Origin of the sequence: Pseudomonas sp. Mn2068 (assembly GCF_049319725.1) — a bacterium.
Taxonomy (GTDB): domain Bacteria; phylum Pseudomonadota; class Gammaproteobacteria; order Pseudomonadales; family Pseudomonadaceae; genus Aquipseudomonas; species Aquipseudomonas gingeri.
Genome location: NZ_JBMOUG010000008.1, coordinates 81,706 through 93,610, shown reverse-complemented (window position 1 = coordinate 93,610; position 11,905 = coordinate 81,706). Strand labels below are relative to the sequence as shown.

Below are 11,905 nucleotides of genomic sequence, written 5' to 3'. Positions count from 1 at the left end.
TCCTTCACACCTGTGGAAGGGGACTCGCCCCCGAAGCTGATCCAGCGAGCGCCGGGAGACTCAGGCCTGAGCCAGCTCCGCATGCTCGTCGGCATCCAGCAGGGACTTGTCGGTCTGCTGCATGAACTGGCTGGTGAGGGTGCCGGCGGTGATCGAGCCGCTGACGTTCAACGCCGTGCGGCCCATGTCGATCAGCGGCTCCACCGAAATCAGCAAGGCCACCAGGGACACCGGCAAGCCCATGGCCGGCAGCACGATCAGCGCGGCAAAGGTCGCGCCGCCACCGACACCGGCCACGCCGGCCGAGCTCAGGGTCACGATTGCCACCAGGGTCGCGATCCACAGTGGATCCAGCGGGTTGATGCCTACGGTCGGCGCCACCATGACCGCCAGCATGGCCGGGTACAGCCCCGCACAACCATTCTGTCCGATGGTCGCACCGAACGAGGCGGCAAAGCTGGCGATGGACTGGGGAATCCCCAGGCGGCGGATCTGCGCCTCGATGCTCAGGGGAATGCTCGCCGCGCTGGAGCGGCTGGTGAAGGCAAAGGTCAGCACCGGCCAGATCTTGCGGAAGAAACGCAGCGGGCTGATCCCGGCCAGCGATACCAGCAGGCCGTGGACCACGAACATCAGCCCCAGGCCGATATAGGACACCACGACGAAGCTGCCCAGCTTGATGATGTCCTGCAGGTTGGAACCGGCCACCACCTTGGTCATCAACGCCAGCACGCCATAAGGCGTCAGTTTCATCACCAGGCGCACCAGACGCATCACCCAGGCTTGCAGGGTATCGATGGCATTCACCACCTTCTGGCCCTTTTCGGCGTCGTCCTTGAGCAGTTGCAGCGCGGCAACGCCCATGAAGGCGGCGAAGATCACCACGCTGATGATCGAGGTCGGCTTGGCCCGGGCCAGGTCGGCGAACGGATTCTGCGGAATGAACGACAGCAGCAGCTGCGGGATATTCAGGTCGGCGACCTTGCCCGCGTAGTCGGTCTGGATGGTCTGCAGGCGGGCCAGTTCCTGGGTGCCGGCGACCAGGCCCTCGGCGGTCAGGCCGAACAGGTTGGTCAGGCCGATCCCGATCAGCGCGGCGATGGCGGTGGTGAACAGCAGCGTGCCAATGGTCAGGAAGCTGATCTTGCCCAGGGACGAAGCATTGTGCAGGCGGGCCACGGCGCTGAGGATCGAGGCGAACACCAGCGGGATGACGATCATCTGCAGCAACTGCACATAACCGTTGCCCACCAGGTCGAACCAGGCGATGGAGGCCTTGAGTACCGGGCTGCCATCACCGTAGATGGCATGCAGGCTCGCGCCGAAAACCACCCCCAGTACCAGGGCGAACAGGACCTTCTTCGCCAGGCTCCAGGCGGTGTGGCGGGTTTGTGCCAGGCCCAGCAGCAGGGCGAGGAACACCAGCAGATTGAGGATCAGCGGCAGGTTCATGAAGACTCCGAAAACAATAGGTGCCCATCACTCCTGGCTCTGTACGGCAACTGCCTGCGCGACGATCATGCTGCGTTAGAAACAGGCTTGCCTGATCGCCGCTCGGCGAGTTCTCGCACCGATCCTGGTTGATGGTGAACCGATAAGCCTAACAGCTTGATATATATGAATTTAATATCTAAATGGAATGGTGTGTGTCGTTTTTGGAATAAGCCGGTGGCGCTGGGGCGAATGCCGGTGACGTGATCAGGATGCAGGCGGTCGCGCTCGGATGAGGACTGTCATACAGATTTGTTAGCGTCGATGACTTTCAGTCAGGGAGATACCGCCAATGAAATTCGTCCCCAAACTTCTCGCCGCCGCACTCTGCCTGGGCCTTGCCGGCCAGGCGTTCGCCACCGAGCTGAAACACTGGCCCGAAGCTCAGGCCAAGCAGCTGGACGCGATGATCGCCGCCAATGCCAACAAGGGCAATTTCGCGGTGTTCGACATGGACAACACCAGCTATCGCTATGACCTGGAAGAGTCGCTGCTGCCGTTCATGGAGAACAAGGGGCTGATTACCCGCGAAACCCTGGATCCGTCCCTGAAACTGATCCCGTTCAAGGACACCGCCGACCACAAGGAAAGCCTGTTCAGCTACTACTACCGCCTCTGTGAAGTCGACGACATGGTCTGCTACCCCTGGGTGGCCCAGGTGTTCTCCGGCTTCACCCTCAAGGAACTCAAGGGTTACGTCGACGAGCTCATGGCCTCCGGCAAGCCGGTGCCGAGCACTTACTACGATGGCGACGTGGTGAAGAACATCGAGGTCCAGCCGCCCAAGGTCTTTACCGGCCAGGCCGAGCTGTACAACAAGCTGATGGAGAACGGCATCGAGGTCTACGTGATGACCGCTGCGTCGGAAGAACTGGTGCGCATGGTCGCGGCGGATCCGAAGTACGGCTACAACGTCAAGCCGCAGAACGTGATCGGCGTGACCACCTTGCTCAAGGACCGCAAGACCGGCGAGCTGACCACCGCGCGCAAGCAGATCAGCGCCGGCAAGTATGACGAGAAGGCCAACCTCGGCCTGGAACTGACCCCATACCTGTGGACCCCGGCGACCTGGATGGCCGGCAAGCAGGCGGCCATCCTGACCTATATCGACCAGTGGAAGAAACCGGTGCTGGTAGGCGGCGACACTCCTTCGAGCGACGGCTACATGCTGTTCCACAGCGTCGACGTGGCCAAGGGCGGCGTGCACCTGTGGGTCAACCGCAAGGACAAGTACATGACCCAGCTCAACGGCATGATGAAGACCTACGCCGAGGCCCAGGCCAAGGAAGGCTTGCCGGTGACGGCGGACAAGAACTGGGTGATCGTCAAGCCTGAAGATATCCAGTAAGCCCGGATCTTCCTGTAGGGGCTACGCCTTGTTGCCGTGGGAGCGGGCTTGCCCACTCCCAGGGATAGCCAGTCATCACGGCTGATCAGACAGGCAATAAAAAACCCGGCCTCGGCCGGGTTTTTCATGGACGGCGCGGTGCTTACGGCACCAGCTTGTCCAGCATTGCCTTGTCGCGGACCGCACCCTTGTCGGCGCTGGTGGCGAGCAGTGCGTAGGCCTTCAGTGCAGTGGTCACCTTGCGTGGGCGGCTTTCCACCGGCTTCCAGCCTTTCTTGTCCTGCTCGGCACGGCGGGCGGCCATTTCCTCGTCGCTGATCAACAGGTTGATCGAGCGGTTCGGAATGTCGATCAGTACCTTGTCGCCATCCTGCACCAGGCCGATGGCGCCACCAGCGGCGGCTTCCGGAGAAGCGTGACCGATGGACAGGCCTGACGTACCGCCGGAGAAGCGACCGTCGGTCAACAAGGCGCAGGCTTTGCCCAGGCCCTTGGATTTCAGGTAGGAAGTCGGGTAGAGCATTTCCTGCATGCCCGGACCGCCTTTCGGACCTTCGTAGCGAATGATCACGATGTCGCCGGCCTTCACTTCGTCGGCGAGGATGCCGCGCACGGCGCTGTCCTGGCTTTCGAAGATCTTCGCGTTGCCTTCGAACACATGGATCGACTCGTCGACACCGGCGGTTTTCACCACGCAGCCGTCCAGGGCGATGTTGCCGTACAGCACGGCCAGGCCGCCTTCTTTCGAATAGGCGTGCTCGACACTGCGGATGCAGCCGTTTTCACGGTCGTCGTCCAGGGTTTCCCAACGGGTCGACTGGCTGAACGCGGTCTGGGTCGGGATACCGGCCGGGCCGGCCTTGAAGAAGGTGTGCACCGCTTCGTCGTCGGTCTGGGTGATGTCCCACCTGGCGATGCCGTCGGCCAGGGTCTTGCTGTGCACGGTCGGCAGGTCGGTGTGCAGCAGGCCGCCACGAGCCAGCTCGCCGAGGATGCTGAAGATCCCGCCGGCGCGGTGCACGTCTTCCATGTGGTACTTCTGGATGTTCGGCGCGACCTTGCACAGTTGCGGCACATGGCGGGACAGGCGGTCGATGTCGCGCAGGTCGAAATCGATCTCGGCTTCCTGGGCGGCGGCCAGCAGGTGCAGGATGGTGTTGGTGGAACCGCCCATGGCGATATCCAGGGTCATGGCGTTTTCGAACGCCTTGAAGTTGGCGATGTTGCGCGGCAGCACCGAGTCATCGTTGTCGCCGTAGTAACGCTGGCACAGCTCGACGATGGTCCGGCCGGCCTGCAGGAACAGCTGCTCGCGGTCGGAGTGGGTCGCCAGGGCCGAACCGTTGCCCGGCAGCGCCAGGCCCAGGGCTTCGGTGAGGCAGTTCATCGAGTTGGCGGTGAACATGCCGGAGCATGAGCCGCAGGTCGGGCAGGCGCTGCGCTCGTACTCGGCAACCTTCTCGTCAGAAGCGCTGGAGTCGGCGGCGATGACCATGGCGTCTACCAGGTCCAGGCCGTGGGCGGCGAGCTTGGTCTTGCCGGCTTCCATCGGGCCGCCGGAGACGAAGATCACCGGGATGTTCAGGCGCAGGGCGGCCATCAGCATGCCGGGAGTGATCTTGTCGCAGTTGGAAATGCAGACGATGGCGTCGGCGCAGTGGGCGTTGACCATGTATTCGACGGAGTCGGCGATGATCTCGCGGCTCGGCAGCGAATAGAGCATGCCGTCGTGGCCCATGGCGATACCGTCATCCACGGCGATGGTATTGAATTCCTTGGCGACGCCGCCGGCACGTTCGATCTCGCGGGCAACCAGCTGGCCCATGTCCTTGAGGTGGACGTGGCCGGGCACGAACTGGGTGAACGAGTTGGCGACGGCGATGATCGGCTTCTTGAAGTCGGCGTCTTTCATCCCCGTGGCGCGCCACAGGGCGCGGGCACCGGCCATGTTGCGGCCGTGGGTGGATGTTTTCGAGCGGTAATCAGGCATGGAGCACTCCGGGCGGCTAATCAGGTATCAAATGGGGAGTGAGCTTCTATTGACCTCGGGAACACTCAGAAATGGCCGTGTGTCCGAAAGCTGCCGATAGCCGCACGGGATCGCCGTGCGTTTCAGCTTGAGCTCATAAACCCGCCGGGGGATGACTGGCGATGAATAGCGCGATTCTACACCGCTGGCGCGTGGAAGGAATGGGCCGGGCGCTCAAGGGTGTGAAGCCTGGGTTCAGCACGCGGCTATGGATTCCCGCCGCCGCTTGTGTGCAACGGGGGCTCAGCGGCTGACTCGGGCACTGCTCAGCAGGCCGGCGACGCTGAAGACCACCAGGCCTGTGGCGATGGCCGGTATCGATCTGGGCCCTGACGCCCAGGCGCCTTTGCAGCCACACGGCGAGGAATCCGCCGGACAGATAGGCCGCGCCATAGACGAGCAGCACGATGGCGTACTGGTACTCGGAGAGTTTCAGCTGATCCATGAAAATCAGCGGCGACACGCTGATCAGCGCGAAGTAGGCGGAAAACACCAGTGCCGCGATCTGCCAGTACCGGCGGAAGTCTGCGTGCCCGAGGATCGCCTGGATCGAATTCATGATCGGTTCCTGTTCCCGGGGCTGTGCCTTCGGCCTTGACGTCAGGACCCCCAGCGCCAGCAGGAAAATGGCCGCTGCGATCAGGGCAAAGGCATGGAAACTGCTCCTCCAGCCGAAGGACTCCAGCAGCCAGGAGCCCAGCAGGGGTGACAGCGCCACGAACAGCCCGCTGAAACTCATGTAATAGATGCGCACGGGGGCCCGCTCTTCCTTGTCGAACAGGTCTTCGACCAGTGCCAGCCCCAGCACAAAGAACCCGCAGCCCAGCGCCTGGACACCGCGGAAGAAGAGAAAGGCCGTGAAGTCCGTGGCGAGGGTACAGCCGAGGGCGCCGACGAAGGAAATAGCCAGGCATCCCAGCAGTACCTCCTTGCGCCCGAACCTGTCGGAGAGCGGGCCCGCCACCAACTGCGAGAAAGCGAAGACCAGCGTGAACAGGCTGATGGCCAGGGCGATATCCACCGTTGAGGTATTGAACTGCTCTGCCAGGGCCGGAAAAGCCGGCAACAGGACATTGAGCGGGAAAAAGCTGATGAGCGATATGCAAGTGACCAGCAGGATGCAGGAGCGTTTGTAGTGGCGTGATTGCAGGGCGGACGTGGGGGCGGAACCTTGCATCGTTGGACTCCTCCTGGTGGTGCGGTGCGCGAGGGAATGGGTTCACGGATGGGGGAGCAGTGCGCTGAGTTCGTCGCAGAGCGCTTCTCCGTTGCTGTAGCCCGCACCGACAAAAAGCAGCGGCTGCTCGCACAAATCGCTCAGATTCAACGATTGCTCGATTTTCTGTTCGGTCAATGCGGCCGTCACCCAGGTCTTCAGGCCCAGTGCGGTGGCGGTCAGTTGAAAGGTCTGCGAAACGTGGCCTGCTTCGAGAAGTGCAACCCGGTAGCCTTGGGAATGTGGATATTTCCACCACATCTTGTCGAAACGGGAAGTAAGGAATACACCAAAAGGCAAGTTGCCTATGAAATGTTGCTCTTGCAAAAGTGCTGCCAAGGGACTGTCGAGGCGCTTTATATAAGTCAGGGCATGTTTGTCGGGATGATAATAATAAAAGCCTGGACCAATACCCTCTACATTGTGAATGTAGATATAGCCCTCGGTGCAATTCAGGCCGCCTCCCGATGGACTGCTGCGACGAGCCTTGAATGCCTGCGGTGTTGTTGGCGCGCAATCAACTTCTCTTTCTTTCAGATAGCCCAGGGACAGATAAAGAAGGGTGCCGAGATCTTCTCGCGAAATACTCTGGCCGAGAAATTTTCGACAGGTCTTTCGTCCCAGCAGCACGCTCCTGAAATCAACGGTGTCGCTCCCGGATTCGCTGGGCAATGGCTGTGGCAGATGAATCAGGTCCTGGCGCAAGTTGTTGGCGTAACGATGGGCGACGGGCAGTGTGCGGCTCATGACCTCCTGGCAGTGTGACAGATAGCCTTTCGCCCATTGCGCCGTGTTTGCCGGGGGATTTTCCACGGGCAGGTCCCGGGTGCCGATATGGAAGATTCTCGACAGGTCATCCCAGCCCCAGTGCTCGGTGGCGAAGGGCGTTTCACTGATGATCCCGGTTGCCACGAACGTCGAGTCGGTAGGCTGCTGTGGATCGAAATGCGAGGGTGTTTCAATCAACTCGATCAGCCGGTGTGCATGCTGCCTGTCCATCGAGTACTGCTCATGTGACTTGTAGTTCCAGATCACAAGTGCAGGTGGTTTTATCAGAATAAGCAAGTCCGGATTGATATGCATGAATATCCACCCCTTGTTTGAGGTTGGGCCGAAGATGGGGGCCGACCCAACCTGTTTCGAGGCTTATTTCAAGTTTCCGAGCATCGCGTGATGACCGGCACTTACTTTGCACTCAAGTTTTACTTTCTCCATTTTCATATCTCCTGCATATCACATGGATTCTAGATCAAGGATTAGCTACATCATCTCGGTTGTCGAGGTGACGTAATGGTGATAATAGTCTTGTGGGATGAGTTGGCAATTAAGATATGCGTAGGGTATGTCCGAGTTATATGTCGGTCATATCCAGGTATTACACGACCCGCCCTGTTCCAGGGCGGGTCGACGATCACTCAGCTATTGGGGAGCAGCCGGCAGGTAATGCTCTTGATATAACGGGTTTCCGGGATCGCCGGGTGTACCGGGTGATCCGGACCCTGGCCGCCGCGTTCGAGCAGCTGGATATTGCGGTCCAGGTGGCGGGCGCTGGTCAGCAGGATGTTCTGCAGGTCGTCTTCGGGCAGATGCATCGAGCATGAGGCGCTGACCAGGATGCCGTCCTTGCTGAGCAGGCGCATGGCCTGTTCGTTCAGGCGGCGGTAGGCGCCTTCGCCGTTCTTCAGGTCTTTCTTGCGCTTGATGAAGGCCGGTGGGTCGGCGACGATCACGTCGAAACGTTCTTCGGCGGACTTCAGTTCCTTCAGGGCTTCGAAGACATCGCCCTCGATGCAGGTCAGTTTCTCGGCAAAGCCGTTCAGCGCGGCGTTGCGCTCCACGCCGTCGAGGGCGAAAGCCGAGGCGTCGACACAGAACACTTCGTTGGCGCCGAAGGCCGCGGCCTGCACGCCCCAGCCGCCGATGTAGCTGAACAGGTCGAGGACCCGCTTGCCCTTGGCATAGGGCGCCAGGCGCGCGCGGTTCATGCGGTGGTCGTAGAACCAGCCGGTCTTCTGGCCTTCCATCACCGGCGCTTCGAACTTCACGCCGTTCTCTTCCAGCGCCACCCACTCCGGTACCAGGCCGAAGACGGTTTCGACATAACGCTCCAGGCCTTCGGCATCACGGGCCGCCGAATCGTTCTTGAACAGGATGCCGCTGGGTTTCAGGACCTGGATCAGCGCCGCGATCACGTCGTCCTTGTGCTGTTCCATGGTCGCCGAGGCGAGCTGGACCACCAGGATATCGCCGAAGCGATCCACCACCAGGCCTGGCAGCAGGTCGGAATCGCCGTAGACCAGGCGATAGAACGGCTTGTCGAACAGCCGCTCGCGCAGGGACAGGGCCACGTTGAGGCGGTGCACCAGCAGCGACTTGTCCAGCGGCAACTTGATGTCGCGCGACAGCAGGCGGGCGCAGATCAGGTTGTTCGGACTCATGGCGACGATGCCCAGGGGCTTGCCGCCGGCGGCTTCGAGGATGGCCTGGTCGCCGGCCTTGAAGCCATGCAGTGGAGTCGCCGCCACGTCGATTTCGTTGCTGTAGACCCACAGGTGACCGGCGCGCAGGCGGCGGTCGGCGTTGGCTTTGAGGCGTAGGCTAGGCAGGGACATGACGTCGCTCCGGGAAAAAGAGCGGAATTATAGCGGGAGTTGCCGGCCGCCGGGTCGTCATGTTTCATGTGATTGAAGTGTACAGGTCACCCATCCGGTACAACTTTTCCGCTAGAATCGCCGACTCGCCCGGAGTGTGTACTCATGTCCCAAGAACTTTCAGCCGAACAGATCCAACAGGCCTTGCAAGGCATCAGCGTGCCGCCTCAACCGCAGATCATGGTGGATTTGCAGATGGAGCAGTACATGCCCGACCCGGACCTGGAGGTGATTGCCCGGTTGATCAGTCAGGACCCCGGTCTCTCCGGCGCGTTGCTGAAAATCGTCAACTCGCCCTATTACGGCCTGGCGAACAAGATCGCCTCGATCCAGCGGGCGGTGAACCTGCTGGGCAGCCGTTCGATCATCAACCTGATCAACGCGCAGTCGATCAAGGGCGAAATGGCCGATGAAACCATCGTTACCCTGAACCGCTTCTGGGACACCGCCCAGGACGTGGCGATGACCAGCCTGACGCTGGCCAAGCGCACCGGTTCCCAGGCCATCGACGAGGCCTACGCCCTGGGCCTGTTCCACGATTGCGGGATTCCGCTGATGCTCAAGCGCTTCCCCGACTATATGACGGTGCTGGAGCAGGCCTACGCCAAGGCCGGTCCGGAGCAGCGGGTGGTGGATACGGAAAACCAGGTGTTCAACACCAACCACGCGGTAGTCGGCTACTACACCGCCAAGTCCTGGCGCCTGCCGGAACACGTGACCAACGCCATCGCCAACCACCACAACGCGCTGGCGATCTTCAGCGACGAGAGCACACGCAACAGCCAGTTGAAGAATCTGCTGGCGATCCTGAAAATGGCCGAGCACATCTGCGCGTCCCATCGGGTCCTGGGCAACCAGACCGAAGACCACGAGTGGAATGCCATCGGCCACCTGGTGCTCGATTACGTCGGCCTGTCCGACTACGACTTCGAGACGCTCAGAGAGAACATCCGCGAGTTGGGTGCTCATTAGTTCAGAGCACGCTACTTCCTGACCTGGAATCACCATGCCTGAATTACCCGAAGTCGAAACCACCCGGCGCGGTATCGCGCCCCACCTGGAAGGGCAGCGGGTCAGCCGCGTGATCGTCCGCGACCGGCGCCTGCGCTGGCCGATCCCGGAAGATCTCGATGTACGCCTCTCGGGGCAGCGCATCGTCCAGGTCGAGCGGCGGGCCAAGTACCTGTTGATCAATGCCGAGGTCGGCACCCTGATCAGCCACCTGGGGATGTCGGGAAACCTGCGCCTGGTGGAAGTCGGCATGCCGGCGGCCAAGCATGAGCATGTGGATATCGAGCTGGAGTCGGGCCTGGCCCTGCGTTATACCGACCCACGCCGTTTCGGCGCGATGCTCTGGAGCCTCGACCCGCTCAATCACGAGCTGCTGATCCGCCTGGGACCGGAGCCGCTGACCGACCTGTTCGATGGTGAGCGGTTGTTCCAGCTGTCCCGTGGGCGCTCCATGGCGGTCAAGCCGTTCATCATGGACAACGCGGTGGTGGTGGGCGTGGGCAATATCTACGCGACCGAAGCGCTGTTCGCCGCCGGCATCGACCCGCGTCGCGAAGCCGGGGGGATTTCCCGGGCGCGCTACCTCAGGCTGGCCATCGAGATCAAACGGATCCTGGCCCATGCCATCGAGCGGGGTGGCACCACCTTGCGCGACTTTATCGGTGGCGACGGCCAGCCCGGCTACTTCCAGCAGGAACTGTTCGTCTACGGGCGCGGCGGCGAGCACTGCAAGGTCTGTGGCAGCGGTTTGCGCGAGATCAAGCTCGGTCAGCGGGCCAGTGTCTATTGCCCGAAATGTCAGAGCTGACCTGGGCCGTGCGCAGACGCTATAGTAAGTCTTTGCCCTCCCGTTGCTTAGCCGAAGGATAGAGCCATGACCCCGTTTCGCACCCTGGCCTTGTTGCTGGCCCTGAGTTCTGGCTTGCAGGCGCTGCCGGCCCTGGCCGATGACGGGACCAGCGGCGACCCGACCTATCAGATCCAGAACCCGCCGGCCTACGCGATGATCGGCGACCTGCTGATCGCGCGACCGCTGCTGGTGGGCGCGACCCTGATCGGTACGGCGGCTTTCGTGGTGTCGCTGCCGTTTACCGCGTTCGGTGGTATCAGCGGCGTGGGCAAGGCCGGCAAGGCATTGGTGGTCGACCCGGGCAAGGCGGCGTTCGCCCGTTGCCTGGGTTGCACGGCGGAAGGGTTTGACGGCAACCAGCAGCAATAACGCCCTTCGCAGGAGCCGGCAAGCCGGCGCCCACCGTCAGGCCTTGCCGGTGATCTTCCGGTACTTGGCCATCAATTCGTCTTCGGTTTCCGGATGGGCTTCATCCAGCGGGATGCAATCCACCGGGCAGACCTGCTGGCACTGCGGTTCGTCGTAGTGGCCGACGCACTGGGTGCAGAGGTTCGGGTCGATCACATAGATCTCTTCGCCCTGGGAGATGGCGGCGTTCGGGCACTCGGGTTCGCAGACGTCGCAGTTGATGCAATCGTCGGTGATGATCAGGGACATGGGCACTCCGGCCAGGGCGGCGAGCCCGGGCAACGTGAAAACTGATGGGCCAATTGTGCCGCATTGACGCGCGCAGTGCACGCGGGCACGACAAGACCGGCCTCGGGTGCGCCATTCGTGGCGGCGGCGCGGAGCCGCCAACCGGGTTATTTCTTGAAGCGCAGGTTCAGGGCCTCGGCGACCGCCGGGTGGACGAACTTGGTGATATCTCCGCCCAACGCGGCGATTTCCCGCACCAGCGTCGAGGAAATGAACGAGTAGCGTTCCGACGGCGTGAGGAACAGGCTCTCCACCTCCGGTGCCAACTGGCGGTTCATGTTCGCCAACTGGAACTCGTACTCGAAATCCGACACGGCACGCAGCCCGCGCAGGAAAACGTTGGCGTTCTGTTCCTTGGCAAAGTGCGCCAGCAACGTGGAAAAGCCCATCACTTCAACGTTGGGCAGATGTTTGGTGACCTCGCGGGCCAGCTCCACACGCTGTTCCAGGGGAAAAAGCGGGTTTTTCTTCGGGCTGGCGGCCACGGCAATGATGACGTGGTCGAACAGGCGCGCGGCGCGTTCGACCAGATCGCCATGGCCCTTGGTAATCGGGTCGAAGGTACCTGGGTACAACACTCGGTTCATCGCGTCGTCCTGGCGGGAGTCCGTTG

11 protein-coding genes are annotated in these 11,905 nt (G+C 61.7%); 4 read left to right on the top strand and 7 right to left on the bottom strand.

Annotation, left to right across the window (positions count from 1 at the left end):
- Window positions 1–60: 60 nt before the first annotated feature.
- Window positions 61–1,452, bottom strand: a complete 1,392-nt coding sequence (locus ACL9RJ_RS19315) for an L-cystine transporter (protein WP_422765558.1) — start codon at window positions 1,450–1,452, stop codon at window positions 61–63.
- 331 nt (window positions 1,453–1,783) lie between these two features.
- Here ACL9RJ_RS19315 and ACL9RJ_RS19310 point away from each other — a divergent pair, with 331 nt between their 5' ends.
- Window positions 1,784–2,839, top strand: a complete 1,056-nt coding sequence (locus ACL9RJ_RS19310; protein WP_017124894.1) for a hypothetical protein — start codon at window positions 1,784–1,786, stop codon at window positions 2,837–2,839.
- 142 nt (window positions 2,840–2,981) lie between these two features.
- Here ACL9RJ_RS19310 and ilvD read toward each other — a convergent pair whose 3' ends face one another.
- The 4 genes from ilvD to ACL9RJ_RS19290 form a co-directional block, all read right to left on the bottom strand.
- Window positions 2,982–4,829, bottom strand: a complete 1,848-nt coding sequence (ilvD, locus tag ACL9RJ_RS19305) for a dihydroxy-acid dehydratase (protein ID WP_017124893.1) — start codon at window positions 4,827–4,829, stop codon at window positions 2,982–2,984.
- Between the two features lie 133 nt (window positions 4,830–4,962).
- Window positions 4,963–6,045: an MFS transporter gene (locus ACL9RJ_RS19300; RefSeq protein ID WP_422765557.1), complete on the bottom strand. Its 1,083-nt coding sequence runs from the start codon at window positions 6,043–6,045 to the stop codon at window positions 4,963–4,965.
- A gap of 42 nt (window positions 6,046–6,087) precedes the next feature.
- A complete protein-coding gene (locus ACL9RJ_RS19295) occupies window positions 6,088–7,167 on the bottom strand; it encodes a SagB/ThcOx family dehydrogenase (RefSeq protein ID WP_042934825.1) in 1,080 nt (359 codons plus the stop codon).
- Between the two features lie 332 nt (window positions 7,168–7,499).
- On the bottom strand, window positions 7,500–8,696 hold the full coding sequence (locus tag ACL9RJ_RS19290; protein ID WP_422765556.1) for a class I SAM-dependent rRNA methyltransferase: 1,197 nt from the start codon (window positions 8,694–8,696) through the stop codon (window positions 7,500–7,502).
- A gap of 198 nt (window positions 8,697–8,894) precedes the next feature.
- Here ACL9RJ_RS19290 and ACL9RJ_RS19285 point away from each other — a divergent pair, with 198 nt between their 5' ends.
- The 3 genes from ACL9RJ_RS19285 to ACL9RJ_RS19275 all read left to right on the top strand — a co-directional run bounded on the left by ACL9RJ_RS19285 (window position 8,895) and on the right by ACL9RJ_RS19275 (window position 10,965).
- Entirely contained in the window at window positions 8,895–9,707 is an 813-nt protein-coding gene (locus tag ACL9RJ_RS19285) for an HDOD domain-containing protein (protein ID WP_177087447.1), read from the top strand.
- 34 nt (window positions 9,708–9,741) lie between these two features.
- On the top strand, window positions 9,742–10,554 hold the full coding sequence (gene mutM / locus ACL9RJ_RS19280; protein ID WP_017124887.1) for a bifunctional DNA-formamidopyrimidine glycosylase/DNA-(apurinic or apyrimidinic site) lyase: 813 nt from the start codon (window positions 9,742–9,744) through the stop codon (window positions 10,552–10,554).
- A gap of 66 nt (window positions 10,555–10,620) precedes the next feature.
- The gene (locus tag ACL9RJ_RS19275) at window positions 10,621–10,965 is read left to right on the top strand and encodes a hypothetical protein (RefSeq protein ID WP_017124886.1); all 345 of its coding nucleotides are present in this window, start codon (window positions 10,621–10,623) and stop codon (window positions 10,963–10,965) included.
- A gap of 36 nt (window positions 10,966–11,001) precedes the next feature.
- On the opposite strand, the gene ACL9RJ_RS19270 is transcribed toward ACL9RJ_RS19275, so the two are convergent.
- A complete protein-coding gene (locus tag ACL9RJ_RS19270; RefSeq protein WP_017124885.1) occupies window positions 11,002–11,253 on the bottom strand; it encodes a YfhL family 4Fe-4S dicluster ferredoxin in 252 nt (83 codons plus the stop codon).
- 146 nt (window positions 11,254–11,399) lie between these two features.
- On the bottom strand, window positions 11,400–11,879 hold the full coding sequence (gene coaD / locus ACL9RJ_RS19265; RefSeq protein ID WP_017124884.1) for a pantetheine-phosphate adenylyltransferase: 480 nt from the start codon (window positions 11,877–11,879) through the stop codon (window positions 11,400–11,402).
- Between the last annotated feature and the right edge of the window lie 26 nt (window positions 11,880–11,905).

What these genes read in the sequence shown, in the direction of transcription:
- ACL9RJ_RS19315 (WP_422765558.1), bottom strand. Translation starts at nt 1,452, where the DNA reads ATGAACCTGCCGCTGATCCTCAATCTGCTGGTGTTCCTCGCCCTGCTG.
- ACL9RJ_RS19310 (WP_017124894.1), top strand. Translation starts at nt 1,784, where the DNA reads ATGAAATTCGTCCCCAAACTTCTCGCCGCCGCACTCTGCCTGGGCCTT.
- ilvD (WP_017124893.1), bottom strand. Translation starts at nt 4,829, where the DNA reads ATGCCTGATTACCGCTCGAAAACATCCACCCACGGCCGCAACATGGCC.
- ACL9RJ_RS19300 (WP_422765557.1), bottom strand. Translation starts at nt 6,045, where the DNA reads ATGCAAGGTTCCGCCCCCACGTCCGCCCTGCAATCACGCCACTACAAA.
- ACL9RJ_RS19295 (WP_042934825.1), bottom strand. Translation starts at nt 7,167, where the DNA reads ATGCATATCAATCCGGACTTGCTTATTCTGATAAAACCACCTGCACTT.
- ACL9RJ_RS19290 (WP_422765556.1), bottom strand. Translation starts at nt 8,696, where the DNA reads ATGTCCCTGCCTAGCCTACGCCTCAAAGCCAACGCCGACCGCCGCCTG.
- mutM (WP_017124887.1), top strand. Translation starts at nt 9,742, where the DNA reads ATGCCTGAATTACCCGAAGTCGAAACCACCCGGCGCGGTATCGCGCCC.
- ACL9RJ_RS19275 (WP_017124886.1), top strand. Translation starts at nt 10,621, where the DNA reads ATGACCCCGTTTCGCACCCTGGCCTTGTTGCTGGCCCTGAGTTCTGGC.
- ACL9RJ_RS19270 (WP_017124885.1), bottom strand. Translation starts at nt 11,253, where the DNA reads ATGTCCCTGATCATCACCGACGATTGCATCAACTGCGACGTCTGCGAA.
- coaD (WP_017124884.1), bottom strand. Translation starts at nt 11,879, where the DNA reads ATGAACCGAGTGTTGTACCCAGGTACCTTCGACCCGATTACCAAGGGC.